At 68.3% G+C, this 18,435-nt stretch carries 18 protein-coding genes, 1 tRNA gene and 1 pseudogene; 7 read left to right on the top strand and 13 right to left on the bottom strand.

The genetic code is table 11. The annotated features are described in order from the left end of the window. A pseudogene (locus PV781_RS21770) lies at positions 1-479 on the bottom strand (hypothetical protein); the annotation flags it as partial. A gap of 192 nt (positions 480-671) precedes the next feature. Here PV781_RS21770 and PV781_RS21765 point away from each other — a divergent pair. Together PV781_RS21765 and PV781_RS21760 are read left to right on the top strand one after the other, a co-directional pair. Further along, on the top strand, positions 672-1,268 hold the full coding sequence (locus PV781_RS21765) for a superoxide dismutase (protein WP_209099862.1): 597 nt from the start codon (positions 672-674) through the stop codon (positions 1,266-1,268). Positions 1,269-1,641: 373 nt separating this feature from the next. Beyond that, positions 1,642-3,267: a glycosyltransferase family 39 protein gene (locus tag PV781_RS21760; protein ID WP_274777721.1), complete on the top strand. Its 1,626-nt coding sequence runs from the start codon at positions 1,642-1,644 to the stop codon at positions 3,265-3,267. Between the two features lie 228 nt (positions 3,268-3,495). On the opposite strand, the gene PV781_RS21755 is transcribed toward PV781_RS21760, so the two are convergent. The 4 genes from PV781_RS21755 to PV781_RS21740 form a co-directional block, all read right to left on the bottom strand. After that, positions 3,496-4,494, bottom strand: a complete 999-nt coding sequence (locus tag PV781_RS21755; protein ID WP_274777720.1) for a zinc transporter ZntB — start codon at positions 4,492-4,494, stop codon at positions 3,496-3,498. A gap of 115 nt (positions 4,495-4,609) precedes the next feature. Then, positions 4,610-5,983: a dipeptidase gene (locus PV781_RS21750; protein WP_274777719.1), complete on the bottom strand. Its 1,374-nt coding sequence runs from the start codon at positions 5,981-5,983 to the stop codon at positions 4,610-4,612. A gap of 165 nt (positions 5,984-6,148) precedes the next feature. Continuing rightward, a complete protein-coding gene (locus PV781_RS21745; protein WP_274777718.1) occupies positions 6,149-6,583 on the bottom strand; it encodes an ANTAR domain-containing protein in 435 nt (144 codons plus the stop codon). Between the two features lie 155 nt (positions 6,584-6,738). Then, positions 6,739-8,352, bottom strand: a complete 1,614-nt coding sequence (locus PV781_RS21740; RefSeq protein ID WP_274777717.1) for a helicase HerA-like domain-containing protein — start codon at positions 8,350-8,352, stop codon at positions 6,739-6,741. Between the two features lie 154 nt (positions 8,353-8,506). Between PV781_RS21740 and PV781_RS21735 the strand changes: the two genes are divergently transcribed. From PV781_RS21735 to folK, 3 genes are all read left to right on the top strand, one after another. After that, positions 8,507-8,887 (top strand): hypothetical protein, encoded by a 381-nt coding sequence (locus PV781_RS21735; protein WP_274777716.1) that lies wholly within the window; start codon positions 8,507-8,509, stop codon positions 8,885-8,887. Between the two features lie 118 nt (positions 8,888-9,005). After that, positions 9,006-9,857 (top strand): dihydropteroate synthase, encoded by an 852-nt coding sequence (gene folP, locus PV781_RS21730; protein ID WP_425532448.1) that lies wholly within the window; start codon positions 9,006-9,008, stop codon positions 9,855-9,857. After that, positions 9,854-10,342, top strand: coding sequence for a 2-amino-4-hydroxy-6-hydroxymethyldihydropteridine diphosphokinase (folK, locus tag PV781_RS21725; RefSeq protein WP_274777715.1), 489 nt, complete (start codon positions 9,854-9,856; stop codon positions 10,340-10,342). The genes folP and folK overlap by 4 nt, the downstream gene beginning before the upstream one ends. 215 nt (positions 10,343-10,557) lie before the next feature. On the opposite strand, the gene PV781_RS21720 is transcribed toward folK, so the two are convergent. Continuing rightward, positions 10,558-10,764, bottom strand: coding sequence for a CsbD family protein (locus PV781_RS21720; RefSeq protein WP_274777714.1), 207 nt, complete (start codon positions 10,762-10,764; stop codon positions 10,558-10,560). Between the two features lie 165 nt (positions 10,765-10,929). On the opposite strand from PV781_RS21720, the gene meaB reads away from it, so the two are divergent. After that, positions 10,930-11,916 (top strand): methylmalonyl Co-A mutase-associated GTPase MeaB, encoded by a 987-nt coding sequence (gene meaB, locus PV781_RS21715; protein WP_274777713.1) that lies wholly within the window; start codon positions 10,930-10,932, stop codon positions 11,914-11,916. A gap of 1 nt (position 11,917) precedes the next feature. Next, on the top strand, positions 11,918-12,520 hold the full coding sequence (locus PV781_RS21710) for a pyroglutamyl-peptidase I family protein (protein ID WP_274777712.1): 603 nt from the start codon (positions 11,918-11,920) through the stop codon (positions 12,518-12,520). 21 nt (positions 12,521-12,541) lie between these two features. Here the strand turns inward: PV781_RS21710 and PV781_RS21705 are convergent, their stop codons facing one another. The 7 genes from PV781_RS21705 to PV781_RS21675 form a co-directional block, all read right to left on the bottom strand. After that, positions 12,542-12,820 (bottom strand): hypothetical protein, encoded by a 279-nt coding sequence (locus PV781_RS21705; protein ID WP_274777711.1) that lies wholly within the window; start codon positions 12,818-12,820, stop codon positions 12,542-12,544. 83 nt (positions 12,821-12,903) lie between these two features. Further along, positions 12,904-13,836, bottom strand: a complete 933-nt coding sequence (locus PV781_RS21700; RefSeq protein WP_274777710.1) for a 2-hydroxyacid dehydrogenase — start codon at positions 13,834-13,836, stop codon at positions 12,904-12,906. Positions 13,837-13,868: 32 nt separating this feature from the next. After that, positions 13,869-13,943: transfer RNA gene (locus tag PV781_RS21695), tRNA-Gln, on the bottom strand. A gap of 97 nt (positions 13,944-14,040) precedes the next feature. Continuing rightward, positions 14,041-14,826, bottom strand: coding sequence for an enoyl-CoA hydratase-related protein (locus PV781_RS21690; protein WP_274777709.1), 786 nt, complete (start codon positions 14,824-14,826; stop codon positions 14,041-14,043). A 632-nt stretch (positions 14,827-15,458) separates the two neighbouring features. Next, the gene (locus PV781_RS21685; RefSeq protein WP_274777708.1) at positions 15,459-16,232 is read right to left on the bottom strand and encodes a TIGR02186 family protein; all 774 of its coding nucleotides are present in this window, start codon (positions 16,230-16,232) and stop codon (positions 15,459-15,461) included. Next, the gene (locus PV781_RS21680) at positions 16,229-17,155 is read right to left on the bottom strand and encodes a sulfite exporter TauE/SafE family protein (protein ID WP_274777707.1); all 927 of its coding nucleotides are present in this window, start codon (positions 17,153-17,155) and stop codon (positions 16,229-16,231) included. Before PV781_RS21680 ends, PV781_RS21685 begins: the two co-directional genes overlap by 4 nt. 271 nt (positions 17,156-17,426) lie before the next feature. After that, positions 17,427-18,434: an MBL fold metallo-hydrolase gene (locus PV781_RS21675; RefSeq protein ID WP_274777706.1), complete on the bottom strand. Its 1,008-nt coding sequence runs from the start codon at positions 18,432-18,434 to the stop codon at positions 17,427-17,429. Position 18,435: the final 1 nt, after the last annotated feature.

Below are 18,435 nucleotides of genomic sequence, written 5' to 3'. Positions count from 1 at the left end.
CCACGAAGGCGGCCGCGGCGGGCATCGGCGGCCGGCGCGGGCTCGGCCGGCGGCTCGGACGGGCGCGGCCGCACGAAGGGCGGCAAGGTGGGGCGGCCGGTGCTTTCCGGCGCGGGGGCCTGGCGCGTGGGGGCCGGAGCCGGGGGCGGCGGAGGCGGCGCATAGGTCTCCACCTCCTCTTCCTCCTCATCCTCCAGCGCGGGCTGGAAGGACTGCGCAGGCGCGAAGGCCGGCGCGGACGCGGAGGCGGCGGAAGCGCCGCCCGACAGCGAGACCTGATCGAGACGGGCGGCAAGACCCGCCAGTTCCTTCAGCACCGCCGAAATGCCCACCAGCACGATGCCGCCCGACAGCACCGCGGCACCCGCCGCGATCAGCGCATTGCCGAAATTGGACACGAAAATCGCCATCCCGAGCACCGAGACGACGAGGCCAACCAGCGCCAGGAGAAAACCGATAGCACCCACTAACCGCCACATATGATCACTCCAAGCACGAACCGCGCGGCACGATCGTCCAAAGCAAATTGCGGTCCAGGCAAGAAATCGGCGTCGCCGCTGTTGTCCGATCTCCCAGCCCGCCCTATCTAGATCGCAGTTCGGGCGACCCTCCATCCTCGGTCACCGGGGGGACGTCGCCGAACCCTACCGGATCGATTGCGGAGACGCCCAATGTCTTTCACGCTTCCCGAACTGCCCTACTCCTACGACGCGCTCGCCCCCTACATGTCCCGCGAGACGCTCGAATATCATCACGACAAGCATCATCTTGCGTATGTCAATAACGGTAACAACCTCCTAAAGGGAACTGAATTTGAGGGAAAATCCCTCGAGGAGATCGTCAAGGGCTCCTACGGGAAGAATGCCGGCCTCTTCAACAATGCCGGCCAGCACTATAACCACCTCCACTTCTGGAACTGGATGAAGCCGAACGGCGGCGGCGCCATCCCCGGTGAGCTTGAGAAGAAGATCATCGAGGACATCGGCTCGGTCGAGAAGTTCAAGGAGGAGTTCGTGGCGGCCGGCGTCGGCCAGTTCGGCTCCGGCTGGGCCTGGCTCACCCTCAAGGACGGCAAGCTGTCCGTGACCAAGACCCCGAACGGCGAGAACCCGCTGGTGCATGGCGGCGTGCCGCTGCTGGGCGTCGATGTGTGGGAGCACTCCTACTATATCGACTACCGCAACCGCCGCCCCGACTATGTGAAGGCCTTCGTCGACCACCTGGTCAACTGGGACTATGTGGCCGAGCTGTATTCCAAGGCTGGCTGATCCCATCAGCTGACCGGATCAGACGACCCCGCGGCCGGACCCTTCCGGGTCACGCCTTCAAAGGGTCCAGATCAGGCCGGGAGCGCGCCGCGCTCTCGGCTTTTTTATTTGTGATAACGGCATCGCACCCCGCAAGCCGGACGTGCGCCGCAAGTTCCGCACAAGGATTAGGCGGCAAAATGCAATCACAGGAGGTATTGCACGCAACCCCGCGGGGGCTGTTGCAATGCAATGCATAAATTTCTTGCATCCACCGGTCTTCCAAGCAAGATGAGCCGCTCACAATCATGTGAGCTCGGCCAGCGCACTGTCCGCCCCGCGCTGGTCACTTTTCAGGGGCTGATGCAACGCGTTTGAGTTGGGCCGTACAACGATGCGTAACCTGCTTTCCGACCGTCTGCCGCGTGCCTTTGCAGACCGTCTTGCGCTGCTCCTGATCGTCGCCGTTTGTGTCCTGGGCCTGTGGACCTACCACGATTACGGCCTTGGCTGGGACGACTTCACCCATTCGCAATATGGCGACCTGCTGCTGCGCTATTACGCGTCGGGCCTGACCTTCCAGCGGGTCTTCTCGTTCGTGAACCTTTACTATTATGGCGGCAGTTTCGATCTGGCCGCCGCCTGGCTTGGCAAGCACCTGCCCATCGACATCTTCGACCTGCGCCGCCTGCTGGGCGGGATCGTCGGTGTGCTCGGCATGGTCATCGTGTGGCGCACCGGACGCCGGCTCGGCGGCCCGGTCTGCGGTCTCGTGGCCCTGTGCCTGCTCGCCATCTGCCCGCTCTATTACGGGCACATGTTCATGAATGCGAAGGACGCGCCCTTCGCGGTGGCGGTGGCGGGCCTCGTCTATGCGCTGGTGCGGGCCCTTGAGGAATTCCCCAAGCCCACCTGGCGCACGGTCGGCATTTTCGCGGTGGCGCTGGGCTTTACCATCGGCACCCGGGTGCTCGGCGCCATCTCGGTGGTCTATCTCACGGCCGCCCTGGCCCTGCTGCTGCTCGTGGAATGGCGCAAGCTCGGCCTGAAGGCGGCGGCGGGGCGCATGGCCACCTTCATCGGCCTGCTCGCCTTGGGCTTGCCCATGGCCTATCTCATCATGGGCTTGGCCTGGCCCTGGGCCGTGGTGGAGCCGCTGAACCCGCTCCATGCGCTCACCTATTATTCCCACTTCTGGGAAGTGCCCTGGCGCGAGCTCTATGAGGGCCGTCCCGTCCTCGTGCCCGACATGCCGCGCACTTATGTGCCGACCCTGTTCGCGGTGCAGATGCCGGAATTCTTCCTGGCCCTGTCGGTGGCCGGCATGGGCGGCGCCCTGGTGGCGAGCCTGTTCGGCAAGGCCGAGGCCAACCGCCGCGCCCAGCTGATGCTGGTGCTCACCGCCGCCCTGTTCCCCATCCTGCTCACCGTGGTGACGCGGCCGGTCATGTATAACGGCATCCGCCACTTCGTCTTCGTCACCCCGGCGCTGGCGGTGCTGGGGGGGCTTGCCGGACACTGGGCCTGGTCCTGGGCCATGCGGCATGGCGAGACGGCACGGGCGGCCTTTGCGGGCATCTTCGCCCTCGGGCTGGTGCTGCCGGCCTCTGAGTTCGCCCAGCTCCATCCGCTCCAATACACCTATTACAACCACCTCGTCGGCGGCGTGCGCGGCGCGGACAGCATGTTCATGCTCGACTACTGGGGGCTCGCCTTCAAGCAGGCCACCGCCGAGCTGGACGAATATGTGGAAGAGCACCGCCGCACGCTGCCGCAGGGCCGCAAGTTCCGCGTGGCGGTCTGCGGTCCCCACCGGGCGGCGGCGGCGGAACTTGGCCCGCGCTACGAAACCACCTACGACACCCACAATGCCGACTTCGCCCTGATGCTGGACGAGTTCTACTGCGCCAAGGTGCAGGCCCCGGTGATCGTGAAGGTGGAGCGGGACGGGGTGGTGTTCGCGCGGGTCTATGACGTGCGCGGCCGCAGCTTCCCTTCGGTGTTCGCCTCCGGGCAGTAAGGCCAGCCGGGTCAGAAGAGCCGATGTCTGAAGTCGCCGGCGGCGCGCAGCCCCGGCGGCTTTTTCATTTTCCGCCCGGCAACACTTTGGGCCGCGCACGGAGAGCGCGCCGCGAGGCTGCGCTCCAGCGGCGACGTGGCGCACACTTCCGCACCATAATTTTATTATATTCCAAGGAATTAAGCGCGACACCTAAAGCGAGAGACGAAGTGCTCCGCTCGCCCCGTCTCAGAACAGCTTCATCCGCCGGAACACCCAGGCCAGCCCAAGGGCGAAGGCGATCAGCAGGAAGGAGATGATCCAGAAGGATTCGGGATTCTCCTCCCCCGGTATGCCGCCCACATTCATGCCGAACAGGCCGGACACGAAGGTCAGCGGGGCGAACACCACGGTCACCACCGCCAGCACCAGCATGGACTGGTTCATCTGCTCGGCGCGCCGGTCCACCAACTGGTCGCGAATGAGCGAGGCGCGCTCGCGGATGGAATCCAGTTCTTCGGTGAAGCGCGTCACCCGGTCCGCCGCGTCCCGCAGCCGGTTGCGGTCCTTGGGACCGATCCAGGGGTCGTCCTCCAGCGAGAAATGGGTCAGCGCCTCCCTCTGGGGGGCGATGTGGCGGCGCAGCTTGATGGAGACCCGGCGCAGGATGGCCTGGCGGGGCATGATGTCCGACGCCTGCCCGCCGGCCACCTCGTCCTCCAGTTCGTCCGCCTGGTCCATGAGGGCGGCGACCACCGAATCCAGCCGCTCCACCAGCCGCATGGCCAGATCCGCCACCATCTCCCCTTGCGTGCGCGGGCACCGCCCCCGCCGCAGCGCGTCGATGAAATCGGCAATGGCGGAGACCGGCTCATGCTGGAGCGTCACGATGCGCCGCTCCTCCACCCAGAAATGGACGCCCTGGAGTTCCTCCGGCAGGGCGTTCCTGTGCAAATTCACCGCCCGCAGAACCAGATAGGCGCCATCCGCATGCATGGCGCAGTGGGGCCGGCTCTCGTCATCCAGCATGGAATCGATGATGAGGGGATCGATGCGGCTCTGCTCCCGCAGCCAGTCCTGCCGGCGTCGGGGCAGCGCGCGAAAGTGCAGCCAGAGGAAGCCGGTCTGCGGGGGCGGCGCGTTCAGCATCTCCCCGCTGGTCACGGGCGTGCCGCCGCCCTTCCCATCAAAGAGCCAGGCCTCCAGCAAACCCTCGGCCTGCAAACCTTCGCCCCCTAGGACGTGCATGCGGATCCCCCGAACACAGCGGCGCCTGACTGCCCGAAACCGGCCAGCCGGAAAAAGGGGCGCGCGCCTTCCATGTCCACCATGGACACGCGCCCCTTCTTTCTGATGACAGCCCTCAGGCGAGGGCGGGCAGGATGCGCGCCCAGCTGCGGATGCCCTTATGGAACGAGGTCAGGTCATATTTCTCGTTGGGGGAATGGATGCGGTCGTCATCCAGGCCGAAGCCGATGAGCAGCGTGTCCAGCCCCAGCAGCGCCTTGAACTGGCCGACAATGGGGATGGAGCCGCCCGAGCCCACCGTGACCGGCGCCGTGCCCCATTCCTGCTCCAGGGCGCCGGCGGCCTTCTGAAGGTCGACGCTGTCGGCGGGCACGAGGAAGGCGCGGCTGCCCTCCCCCGCCGAGAAGGTCATCCGGCAGTCCGCGGGCAGGCGCGCTTCGACGAAGGCGCGGAACGCCTCCTTGATGGCGACCGGGTCCTGGTCCGCCACCAGGCGGAAGGAAATCTTGGCGGTGGCGGAGGCGGGGATGATGGTCTTGCTGCCCTGCCCCAGATAGCCGCCATAGATGCCGTTCACCTCGAAGGTGGGGCGCGACTGGATCTGCTCGATCACCATGCGGTCGGCTTCGCCCGCCGCGACGGAGAGCCCGACCGGACCGAGGAAGGACTGCGCGGTGAGGCCGAGCCCCGCCCATTGCGCCTTCTGCGCCGCCGTCGGTTCCACCACGGCATCGTAGAAGCCGGGAATGGTGATGCGCCCCTGCCCGTCATGCACGTCGGCGATGATGCGGGCGAGCACATGCACGGGATTGCGCGCCGCGCCCCCGAAGAGGCCGGAATGCAGGTCCCGGTCCGGTCCCAATATGGTCAGCTCGGTATGGACGATGCCGCGCAGGCCCGTGGTGATGGCGGGCGTGGCGCGGTCCCACATGCCGGTGTCGCACACCAGCGCCACATCGGCGGCAAGCTCCCCCGCATGGGCCGCGAGGAAGGCCGGCAGGCTCGGCGAGCCGCACTCCTCCTCGCCCTCCAGCAGAACGGTGACGTCCACGGGCAGGCGACCGTCCACCTCTTTGAGCGCCCGGAGCGCCTCGATGAAAGTGAAGACCTGGCCCTTGTCGTCACAGGCCCCGCGCGCCACGATCCGCTGGCGGCCCGCTTCATCCGATGCCAGGCGCGGCTCGAAGGGCGGGGTCTCCCACAGCTCCAGCGGGTCCACCGGCTGGACGTCGTAATGGCCATAGAACAGCACCCGGCGCGGCGCGCCGGTGTCGGTGCGGGCCACCACCACCGGATGGCCGCTGGTCTCGCGCACGGCGGCGGACAGGCCCAGCTCCGCCAAGGTCGTCGCGGCGAAATCGGCGGCCTTGCGGCAATCGGCCTTGTGGGCGGGATCGGTGGAGATGGAGGGAATGCGCAGGAAGTCGAACAGGCGGCCAAGGCTCGCCTCCAGGCCGTCATCCACCCGCTTCAGGACTTGCTCCGACACGATCGCCTCTCCCTGCCTTCCCACCCGTGCCGCGCCGGCCGGCGCGGAGGGGTTGCCCGCTCTGGGTAGCATGGCCCCGCCCCCATGAAAACGAAACGCGGCCCCGGGAAGACCCGGAGCCGCGTCGCATGTGGCACAGAAGATGAGGCCTGGGCCCTCGCGCGGTCAGCCGACCGCATGCTCCTTGTCGCTGTCCTCGGATGCCCGCGCGTTCGGCAGCGGGCGCTGGGCCCGGCGGGCGCGCTGCAGCACGGAGCCGATGCGGCGATAGAGCAGGCGCGGCAGGAGCGGCATGCCCACCGCCGCATCATAGCCGCAGCGGCCGGCGGTGCGGGTGAGCTGGAGGGTCGAGCCATCCGCCACCATCACGGCGGGCAAGGCGTCATCGCCCTCGCGGAAGGGGTGGTCGGGAACGTCGTCCACCGTATTGACCTGCACCACCGCCACGTCGAAGGCACGCGGCAGGGCCAGCGCCTCTTCAACGGTGGACACCTCGGTCACAGCCCCCACGCCCAGGGCGCTCAGGCCCGCGCGCGTGGTCTGGCGACGGTCAGGATCGGAATCGATGATCAGAATGCGGGCTGTGGGCAACACCTTCATGGGGCGCTCCTGCTTGAGCGATCCGTGCGGCGACGCTTGGATCGGGGTTGAGCAGCTCCGTCCGAACGCAACCCCGCAATTGCGCTAGACTCGCTGCACGGTAACAAACCCCTACAACCGAGACAACCGCTACCCGGGTCCCACCAACAGCTATTCTATTTTCGCATACCTCCCAGGATGCCCCGCAGGATCGCCCGACCCAGTTGCGTGCCCACCTGGGACGCCACCGAACGGGCCACCTGCCGCACCACCACCTCCGTGGTGGACATGCGGGTGGAGGGGCGCGGCGCCGGTGCCCGGGGGGCTTTGGGAGGCTCGGCGGGCGGGAGGCGCGGGGCGGATCTTGTGGAGGGGACCGAGGTGGGCGACCGGCGCGGCGGCGGCTCGGGCGCCCGGCCCCACGGCCCGGAGGGCGCGGAAGGGACAGGCTCGCTCTTCTCCTCCGCGCGTCCCTGCAGCACCTCGAACGCGGAATGCCGGTCCACCGGGGTGTCATAGAGCCGCCCCCACGGGCTTGCCGCGATGAGCGCCTTGCGCTCGTCCGGCGCCAGCGGACCGACGCGGGCGGCCGGCGGGCGCACCAGCATGCGCTCCACCATGGCCGGCGTGCCATTGCCCTCCAGCAGCGAGACCAGCGCCTCGCCCTTGCCCAGCTCGGTGATAACCCGCGCGGTATCGAGCCGGGGATTGGGTCGGAAGGTTTCGGCGGCGGTCTTCACCGCCTTCTGGTCGCGGGGGGTAAAGGCGCGCAGCGCGTGCTGCACCCGGTTGCCCAGCTGGGAGAGCACCTTGTCCGGCACATCGAGCGGGTTCTGGGTGACGAAATAGACCCCCACCCCCTTGGAGCGGATGAGGCGAACCACCTGCTCCACCTTGTCCAGCAGCACCTTGGGCGCTTCGTCGAACAACAGGTGCGCCTCGTCGAAGAAGAAGACCAAGCGGGGCTTTTCCGGGTCGCCCACCTCCGGCAACTGCTCGAACAGCTCGGACAAAAGCCACAGCAGGAAACAGGCATAAAGGCGCGGCGCGCCCATGAGGCGGTCGGCCGCCAGGATGGAGATGACCCCCTTGCCGGAGGCGTCCACATGCATGAGATCCTCGATGCGCAGCGCCGGCTCGCCAAAGAAGCTGTCCGCTCCCTGATTCTCGAGAACCAGGACCTGCCGCTGGATCGCGCCCACGGTGGCGGAGGAGACGTTGCCGTACTGGGCGCGCAAGGTGGCGCTGTTCTCCGCCACATGGGCCAGCATGGCCCGCAGGTCCTTCAGGTCGAGCAGCAGCAGGCCCTGTTCGTCGGCGACCCGGAAGACGATGTTGAGCACCCCTTCCTGGGTCTCGTTGAGCCCCATGAGCCGCGCCAGCAAGAGCGGCCCCATCTCGGAAATGGTGGTGCGCACCGGATGCCCCTGCTCGCCGAACAGGTCCCAGAAGGCGACGGGGAAGCGCTCGGGCACATAGGTGATGCCCACCTCCTCCGCCCGCTTGACGAGGAAATCGCGCGGCTCCCCCATGGCGGCGATGCCGGAGAGGTCGCCCTTGATGTCGGCGGCGAAGACCGGCACGCCGGCCCGCGAGAATCCTTCCGCCAGCACCTGGAGCGTCACCGTCTTTCCGGTGCCGGTGGCGCCGGTCACCAGGCCGTGGCGGTTGGCAAGGCGCAGCACGAGGGAGAGATCCGGGCTGGCCGCGCCATCGCCGCGGGGGCCGATGCAGCGGCCCAGAAAGACGTCTCCTGCTGGCACCTTCGCCGCCGGAACCTTTGCGGTCATAGCGCGTCTCCCTCTTGCCGCTTTGCCGTGATCCATTTGGCCTCGGCCCGCAGCCCCGCACAAGGCCCGGGCCGTACGCTCGCCCGTCATGGTCTTGCGTGTAGAGTGCGGCGCGGCCAAGATCGACCGCGCGGGAACCAGCGAGAGGTGCGCGATGGAAGAGTTGGTCACCCGGCTGAAGGAAAAGGTGGGGCTCTCCGATCCCGCCGCACGCCGGGCGGTGGACGTGGTCATCGAATTCCTGTCCAACGAGGCGCCGGCCGGCGCCATGGAAGATCTGGCGGGTGCCGTGCCCGGGCTGTCGGACGTCCTGTCCCGCTGCGCCAAAGAGGCAAGCGTGCCGCTCTCCACGCGCCATTTCGGCGGCATGGCCCGCCTGATGCAGGTGGCGGACCGCATGATGGCCGCCGGCATGACCATGAGCCAGGTGCAGCAGGCCACCCATGAAGTGGTCGCTTTCGCCCGCGAGCGCGCCGGCGACGCGGCCGTGGACCGGATCGTCACCGCCATTCCCGGACTGCGCCTGGTCGCCTGACCGGCAAGGACCATGTGGCGGGACGCCTCCTGCGTGCGCCACCAATTGCCGACGTGCCTGCCCCGGCGGGGCTCTTTATGCTAGGGGGCGATCCTCGCCCTCTACAGGCTTACGCCTCATGACCTCTCCCGCCTTCGTCATGCCGGACACCCGCACCCTCCCCGCCTGCGGCCGCACGCTCACCCTCGGGCCGCGCACGCTGGTGATGGGCATCCTCAACATCACCCCCGATTCCTTCTCCGACGGCGGCCAGAATGCCGCCCCCGACGATGCGCTGGCCAATGCCCGCCGCCTCGCTGCGGAGGGCGCGGACATCCTGGATGTGGGCGGCGAATCCACGCGGCCGGGCCATACCCCGGTGGCGGCGGACGAGGAATGGGCGCGCGTCGCCCCCGTGCTGGCGGCCCTCAAGGACGAAAGCGCCCTCCCGGTCTCCATCGACACCTGGAAAGCGCAGGTGGCCCGCAAGGCCGTGGCCGCGGGCGCCGTGATCGTGAATGACGTATGGGGCTTTTCCCGCGACCCGGACATGGCCCATGTGGTGGCGGAGACAGGCGCGGCGGCCATCGTCATGCACAATCGGGACAGCGTCGATCCGGCGGTGGATGTCATCGCCGACATGCTCGCCTTCTTCGAGCGGGCGCTGGAGCGGGCGGAGAAGGCCGGCGTGCCGCGCGATCGCATCGTGCTCGATCCCGGCATCGGCTTCGGCAAGACCTTCGAGCAGAATCTGGCCGCCATCGCCCGTCTTGGGGAACTGCGCGTTCTGGGCCTGCCCCTGCTGCTCGGCACCTCCCGCAAGTCGCTCATCGGCAAGGTGATCGAGACCACGCCGCCCGAGCGCGTGCCCGGAACCATCGCCTCCAACGTCATCGGCATCATGGCCGGGGTGGAGATCATCCGCGTGCATGACGTGGCTGAACATGTGCAGGCCGCCCGCGTGAGCGAAGCCATCCGCGCTGCCCGATGACCACCGCCTATCTGTGCCTCGGCGGCAATGTGGGCGATCCGCGCGCAACGCTCGCCCGCGCCCGCGCGCTGCTGGCGCGTGCCGGGCTGACCCTCGTGCGCACGTCGGCACTTTATCGCACGCCCCCTTGGGGACCTGTGCCGCAGGGGGATTATCTCAACCAGGTGATCGAGGTCTCCAGTCCGCTTGGGGCCCTCTCCTTGCTGCATCTCGCCTTGCGTGTGGAGCGCATGCTGGGGCGCGATCGTTCGCGGGAGGAGCGCTACGGCCCCCGCCCCATCGATATCGACATCCTGGCCTTCGGCACCGAGCGGCACGCTACGCCCGACTTGCAATTGCCCCACCCTCGCCTCATGGAACGGGCCTTCGCCCTCGTGCCGCTGGCGGAGATCGCCCCGGGATTGGTCATTGAAGGGGTGCGGGTCGCGGACGCGCTCGCGCGGCTCGACCAAGCCGGCATCGTGCGGATCGACGCTGACGAATGACAAAAGGCGCCCCGCCGAAGGGGCGGGGCGCCTTTTGGAGCGGCTGGAGGCGCACGCTGTGCCAGCGCGCCGCCTCCTCCTGTCCCGGAGCGGGAAAAGGGCGCAGGCCCCGCTCAGTCTTGATGGCCGGGGCGCCGCGCCTGATAGGCGCTGGCCCTCGAGCTCAAGTCCCGCCAGGCGCGCGCCAATTGGCTCACTTCCCGGCGGCGTTCGGCTCACATGCGATCAACGCCGCGATACCAGGTGTCCACCTGTTCCTTCACCTGATCCTTGGCCAGGCCATAGCGCTCCTGAAGCTTTCCTTCGAGCTTCTCGCGATTGCCGTTGATCTGGGTCATGTCGTCGTCAGTGAGCTTGCCCCACTGGGTCTTGACGCTGCCGCTGAACTGCTTCCAGTTTCCTTCGATGCGATCCCAATTCATGTGTTTTACTCCCTTCGAGCAAAGAAACTATGCTACTTGAACGCACAGGCCGCGCTCGGGTTCCCGCCTTTTTGCGCGATCACGGCCCGTTGAGCGCGCCCGCCGAACGCGCCATGCTGCACGGCACCGATTCCGCGCCAGCGCGCGGAAGGCGACGGGGATGACATGACGCGTCCGCACGAAGACGATGCCGCCTTGGCCGAGCGCGTGGCGCGGGGCGAGCGGGCCGCGCTGGCCCGGGCCATCACGCTGATCGAATCCCGGCGGGCCGATCATCGCGCACGCGCGCAGGCGCTTCTGCAGTCCCTCCTGCCCCGCACCGGCAAGGCCTATCGTGTGGGCATCACCGGCGTGCCCGGCGTGGGCAAGTCCACCACCATCGACGCGCTCGGCACCTATCTCACCGGCCAGGGCCACAAGGTGGCGGTGCTGGCGGTGGACCCCTCCTCCACCCGCACCGGCGGCTCGATCCTGGGCGACAAGACGCGCATGTCGCGCCTGTCCGTGGACCCTGCCGCCTTCGTTCGCCCCTCCCCCTCCGGCGGCACGCTGGGCGGCATCGCCGCCAAGACGCGCGAGACCATGCTCCTGTGCGAGGCCGCCGGCTTCGACGTGGTTCTGGTGGAGACGGTGGGGGTCGGCCAGTCCGAGACGGCGGTGGCCGATCTCACCGACACCTTCCTCGTGCTTATGCTGCCCGGCGCGGGCGATGAATTGCAGGGCATCAAGAAGGGCGTGCTGGAGCTTGCCGATATCGTCGCCGTCAACAAGGCGGACGGCGACAATGTGAACCGCGCCCGCGCGGCGGCGGGCGAGTATCGCGCCGCCTTGCACCTGCTCGGCTCGCGCCAGGCCCATTGGTCGCCCCCCGTGCTCACCTATTCCGGCCTGACCGGCGACGGCATTCCCCAGGTGTGGGAGCAGGTGCTGCTCCATCGCAGCAAGTGCGAGGCGGTCGGCACCTTCACGGCCACCCGCCGGGCGCAGCAGGTGCGCTGGATGTGGACACTGCTCCAGGAGCGCCTCGCCGCCCGCGTCGCCTCCGATCCCGCCATCAAAGCCCGCCTGCCGACGCTGGAGCGCGAAGTGGCGGAGGGCACCTTGGCGCCCACCCTGGCGGCCAACGAGATTGCCGCCCTCATAGGCTTGTAGGATGGGCGCGCCGGCCCGCACCGTCCTCATCTGCGGCTTCGGCCCCTTTCCCGGCGTACCGCGCAACCCCTCGCAGATCGCCGCGATCGACCTGGCGCGGCTGCGACGGCCTCTTCTCGATGGCCTCGACCGTCACCTGGAGATCCTGCCGACCCGGTGGAACGCGTTGCCCCATCTGGCGCAGACCGTGCGGCGGCTTCAGCCGGACGCGGTGCTGCTGCTGGGCGTCGCCGCCCGTCGACGGGTGGTGAATGTGGAAGTGCGGGCTGTGAATGCCGCCAGCCCCTTTCCCGATGCCGCGCGGCGCCATGCGCCCCAGCGGGCCTTGCAGCCTGCAGGCCCGGATGTGTGCGCCACGACCGCTTCCCCTGCCCGCCTGCTCCAGGCGCTCCGGACGGCGGGTGTGAAAGCCGCGGTCTCGCGGGATGCGGGACGCTATCTGTGCAATGGAGCCTATTACACGGCGCTTTCCGTCCTGCGGGATGCGGGAACGCCGGTTGTGTTCATCCATTTGCCGGGACGCGGGCCGGTGGCCCGCATCGACCGGGTTCGCCGCGCCCATGGACTGGCGCGCCTCCTCAAGGTCCTCGCGACGCCGCGCTGACCCCGTTCGGCCAGGATTTCCTCAGGCCTTCTCGCCGTTGCGCGGGCGGCGCGGGGCACGGGGCGGGGTGATGTCGATCATCTCATAGCCGTCGGGCGAGGTCTGGTAGCGCGTGACGTTCACGTTGACCTTGCCGCGCCCGAAGAACAGGAAATGCAGACCTCCCACCACCACGGCCACGGCCAGCACGATGCCGGCGGCCACCAGCAGGGAGCCGAGGAGGGCGAAGAGGATCGCCGCGACGACGCCACCCGCCACGATCAGTCCGGCGGCGCGCAAGGTGCTCAGGAAACGGTTCATCGGTCTCTTTCTCGCATGCACCTACGTAAGGTGCACGCAAGGTTTGGCGGACTTGTGGCGCCGGCTCGCAATTTCAGCGGGCCTCAATACCCCCGCTTGGGGTCCACCAAATTGGCAACGCCCTGCCCTGCCCGGATGCGGCGAATGTTGTCCGCAATCTGCGCCGCCCCCGATTTCGGGATGGCGGTGGAGGCCAGATGCGGCGTGATCAGCACATTCTCCATGCCCCAGAGCGGGCTTTGCGCCGGCAGAGGCTCGGTCTCGAACACATCCAGCGTCGCCCCGCCCAGCGCGCTGGAGGCCAGCGCCGCCACGAGCGCCGGCTCGTCGATGATGGCGCCCCGCGCCACATTGATGAGCTTGGCGCCCTGCGGCAGCAGCGCCAGCGTCTCGGCATTCAGGATGTGGCGGGTGGCCGGGGTGAGCGGCAGCATCACCACCAGGATTTCGTTCGCGCTGAGAAAGCCCGGCAGCGCCTCCATTCCGTTCACGCAGGTGACGCCGGGGATGTCCTTGGGGGTGCGCGACCAGCCGGAGACGCGAAAACCCTGGCGCGCGATCTCGGCCGCCGCCGTTCCGCCCAGTTCGCCCAGGCCCAGCACGCCCACGGAAATCTCGTCCGCCGGGCGGGGCTGCACATAGTGCCACCGCCCCTCCCGCTGTGCCTTCTCGAACAGCGGAATGTCGCGCGCATGGCGCAGCACCGCCATCAGCACGAAGGAGGCCATCATCCGCGACATGTCGGGATCGGAAATGCGCGTGATGGGCACGGGCGGCAAATCGTCCCGCGCCACCAGCGCATCGACGCCGGCACCCAGATTGATGACCAGCCGGAGGTTGACGAAGGGCGCGAAGAAGCCGTGCGGCGGCTTCCACACCAGCGCATAGCGCACGGCCTCCGGGTCGCCCCCATCTGGCGAGACCCGCACGTCGAGGTCGGGCAGCTCGGCGTTAAGCGCCTCCACCCAGGGAGCCGCGGCATCCAGTTCGCTGTGAAAGACGAGGGCCTCGCGCATCGGTCTTTGCCCGGGATTTGAAGGGAGGGGCGTGGCTGGGGCGCCAGGATTCGAACCTGGGAATGGGGGAATCAAAATCCCCTGCCTTACCACTTGGCTACGCCCCAATGCGCGGGCGCGGACCATATCCACACCCGCGATGAAAACGCAACGGGGATCCGGGCGCCGGTGGCAATGATCCACCGGCAAGTCCCGGCCCGGACCTCAGACGCCGGTGAAGCGGGGCGCGCGTTTCTCGGCGAAGGCGAGGCGGCCCTCGCGATAGTCGGCGCTGCCATTGGCGAGGGTCGTCAGGCGCCGCGCCTCGGCGGCCACCTGCCCGCCCGCGCCCGTGGCGGCGCGGATGGAGAGCTTGGCGGCGCGCAAGGTGAGCGGCGCGTTCTCGGCGATGCGTCCGACCAGACGATCGGCGAGGGCGTCCACCTCCTCCGGCCCGGCCAGATGATCGAGCGCGCCCATGGCGAAAGCGCGGGCCGCATCGAGCCGCTCGGCGCCGTAGAAAAGCTGGCGCACGGTCTGGCTGCCATAGGCGCGCACCAGGCGGGCGACGCCGCGCGGATCATAGCCAAGGCCGAGGCGGGCGGCGGGAATGGCGAAGAAGGCATTGTCGGCGGCGATGCGCAGGTCGCAGCTGGCCGCGAGCGCCGCCCCCGCCCCCACGCAGGCGCCATGGATGAGGGAGACGACCGGAAAGGGAATGGCCTCGATGGCGGCGCAGGCGCTTTCCACCAGTTCGTCATAGCTCTGCGCGCCCGAGGCATCGGAGCGGGCGGCGGAAAAGTCGGAAATGTCGGCGCCGCCGGAAAAGGCCAGCGTGCCCTCCCCCCGCAGCAGCGCCACGCGGATGTCAGCACGCCCCGCCGCCTCCGCCGCGAAGGCGGAGAGGGCGCGCCACATGGCGCTGGAAATGGCATTGCGCCGCTCGGGATTGGTGAGGACCAGACGGGCGATGCCCCCCTCCACGCTGATGGAAACGTCTCCGGCGGCCATGTGCCCTCCCCTCGATCGGCGCCCCGCACCCCCGCGCGGATCGCCTTCTGTCCGGTTGAAAGAGACGGGTCCCCGAACGCATCGGACCCGGCTCCCGCGCATCTAACCCGCGAACCATGGCGGGTTGAAGAGGGGATGTGGCCGGATGGGCGAAGAAGACAGCGCGAAGAAGACAGGCCGGAGAAGGCAGAGCGGGCGGCACGGGACGGCATGTCTGTTCAACACACCGCCCCGACCCTCCGGATGCCGGTCAGGGCTTGACATCCGGAAGTCGAATTTCGCGCCGCGTCCACCGTCATGCCGACGGGGAACTGCGGCCTTTCCGCTGCTGCATTCTTTGTCTCCAAAGGCATCTCATCGCAAGAGACAAATTCAGGTCTCCAGAAGAGATGCGTCCATATCGGAAACACTGGCGAAAACATCATGCCGTTCCGGAAGAAGTTCATCCGCTGGTTGCATATAAAATACAGTACGGCGCTGGAGGTTGACCGCCGCAAGGCCGGCAAGCGGCGCGCGCTCTGGTATGCAAGGCCACGATCCACCTGCCCGGAGCCCTCTATGTGCTTCGACAGACGTGGGGTTTTCGGCTCTTCCGGGAGCTGGCGAGGTGCCGGGGGAACGCGCGGAGGCGGTCAGTCCTTGCGGAAGACGAAGTTCGCGCCAAGCCCGATGGCAAGGGCCCCACAGGCGACGCACAGCCCGTAGAGGAAGCCGTGCTGCTCGGCCAGGGCGGCGATCTGCTGGCCGAAGCCGGACTTGCGCACCACCACCGAGGTCGAAGCGCTGGCCAGCATCTGGCCCTCGGCGAACAGCTTCACGGTCACGTCGTACACCCCCACCGGGGCGGAAGCGGGGATGCGGAAGCTGGTGCGGAACACCTGGGGCGACAGGAGCAGCACCCCGTTGGGCTCCTCGCTATAGAGCCCGTCCGCCTGCTTGATGCGCAGGAAGGCCAGGCGGAACGGGTCGTCCGGCACCACGTCGGCAAAGTCGGGCCCGACGCGCTGGAGGAAGATGTTGCGGGACAGGCCCACCTGTTCCCGCCGCAGCACCTCGGGCGGGGCGATGTCGCTCGCCGGCCGGTTGGTGGCCACCGCCAGCACGGCCGGGGCGTCCACGAAGGTGCGGCTGTCCGTATTGATGTAGATGCCCGCCACGCGCGACTTGCGCCAGGTGACGAAGTCCTCCTGCGGGCCGCGCACCGTGACGGCGAAATCATATCTCGGCCCGGCCTGCGCGGCGCCCTCCACCACGCCGAACAGAACGAGGTCGGCCCCGGCGAAATTGGAGGTGATGAGCACCTCCGGCTGCGACACGGACAGGATGAGCCGCTGGGCGCTGGCTGTCCCAACCGATCCGGCGCACGCCAGCAGGCCGAGGACGAAGGCGAGGAGGCGCCGGATCACAGCCGCCCCTCCCGGATCGTGACCGCATAGGGATCGGCGGGCGGGCGCACCAGGTCCATCCCCACCCGCAGGCCCACCGCCAGCACCAGGAGCGCCAGGAGAAGACGCAGGTGTTCCGCCTTCAAGGTCTGCCCGGCGCGGGCGCCGAACTGGGCGCCCACCGTGCCGCCGATCACCAGGATCAAGGCGAGGATGGCATCCACCGTGCCGTTGAAGGTGGCCTGGAGAATGGTGGCGGCCGTCATGGTGGCCAGCGTGAGCACCAGCGAGGTGCCCACCGAGGTCTGGGTGGGCACGCGCAGCAGATAGATGAGACCCGGCACCAGCAGGAAGCCGCCGCCCACGCCCAGGACCGCTCCGAGGAAGCCGATGCCCAGCCCCAGCGCGATCACCGGCAGCACGGAGACATAGATGCGCGAGCGGCGGAAGCGCATCTTCCAGGGCAGCCGCAGGAACCAGCCATGGGTGCCCGGCCGCCGCACGGTGGCGGGCCGCCCGCCCCGGGACCGCACGATGGCGCGCACGCTTTCCACCAGCATCATGGTGCCGATGCCCGACAGCAGCAGCACATAGGACACGCGGATGGCGAAATCGATCTGCCCGTAGGCCCGCAGCAGCGTGAAGGCGCCGACCCCGAGCCCCGTCCCGGCAAAGCCGCCCGCCAGCAGCACCCCGGCCAGCGGCAGGTCGATGAGGCCCTTGCGCAGATAGGAGAGCGCCCCGGAAAAGGACGAGGCCGCCATGTGGGCGGACACGCTCGCCACCGAGACGGCGGCCGGCACGCCGGCGAAGATGAGCAGGGGCGTCATGAGGAAGCCGCCGCCCACGCCGAACATTCCGGAGATGAAGCCTACCGCCAATCCCATGGCGAACAGGGTGAAGATGGCCGCCGGCATCTCGGCGATCGGCAGATAGATGGTCACGCGGGGAATGTCCGATGGGGCAGCAGGACGTGACCGTCCTATAGAGGCACCCTCCTGGATTTCAAAGCAGAATTGACAGCTTGGCAGGCAATTCCCTGCCACGAAAACATATGTAATTCGATCGGCAAAGCGCCGTTTTCACCCGCGGCAATCCCGCTTATCCTTGGTCAACAATTTCTATCAAGAAGGATACTGAACACACGCGGAAGCCCGGCGCGTTTGCGGGCGCGCTTCCAAGGGCCTGTCGCCTAGGACCTGTCTTAAGGGCCGCTCACAGCCGCTGGAACAGGCCCACCGGCGCGCCCTGGACGAGGCTCACCTGCCCCCGAACCACCAGATGGCGCAAATGGGCCAGCGCCTCTCCGATGCCGAAGCCGACCTGCTCCGTGGGCAGCTTGCGGAACAGGAGGCTCGCCGCCTCCATCACCGTGCGCGGCGTGGCGCAGAAGTCCAGCAGCTTGGCGAGGCGCTCCTCGTGGTGCGCCTTCAGTTCGCCGATCCGCGCGTGCAGACCGAAGAAGGGCTCGCCATGGGAGGGCAGGACCAGGGTCTCCCGTGGCAAGGGCTCGAAGCGCGTGAGCGAGGACAGGAACAGGCCGAGCGGATCAGCCTCGGGCTCGCCGGCCCACACCCCGATGAACGGCGTGATGCGGCCGAGGATCTGGTCGGCGGCGATCAGGATGTTCCGCTCGGCACTGAACAGGCATACCATTTCCGGCGCATGCCCCTCGCCGATCAGCACCCGCCAGCGCGTGCCGGCAAGGTCCAGCTCGTCACCTTCCTTGATCCGCACATAGGAATGGGGGAGCGCGGTGACCCAGCGATTGAAGATGAGCCCCCGCCGCTCCACCATGTCCAGATAGGCGTCCGGCGCCGCGCACCAGCGGCCATGGTCCACGATATGGGGAATGACCGCCTGGGCGGGCTCGGCGAGCAGCGTGCGGGCCTGGAGCCACTCGGTGCGGGCCATATGGACCGGGGCGCCGGTGCGCGCATGGAGCCAGCCGCACAGGCCCAGATGATCGGGATGGAAATGGGTGACCAGCAGCCGCTTCACCGGCAGCCCACCCAGCAGGGGATGGGCCAGCACGGCGGTGAAAAGGGCGCGGGTGGCGGCGTCGTCGACGCCGGAATCCACCAGCGTCCAGCCGCCTTCGTCGGCGAGCAGCCAGGCATTCACCTCGCTGGGGGGAAACGGCAGCGGCACGGTGACCCGCAGAAGGCCGGGCGCGATCTGCGTGACGCCCCCCGTGGCGGGCGTGCTCTGATGTGCCGACATG

The sequence above is a fragment of the Aquabacter sediminis genome, from assembly GCF_028863665.1.
Classification (GTDB): domain Bacteria; phylum Pseudomonadota; class Alphaproteobacteria; order Rhizobiales; family Xanthobacteraceae; genus L1I39.
This window is presented reverse-complemented; position numbering and strand designations above follow the sequence as displayed.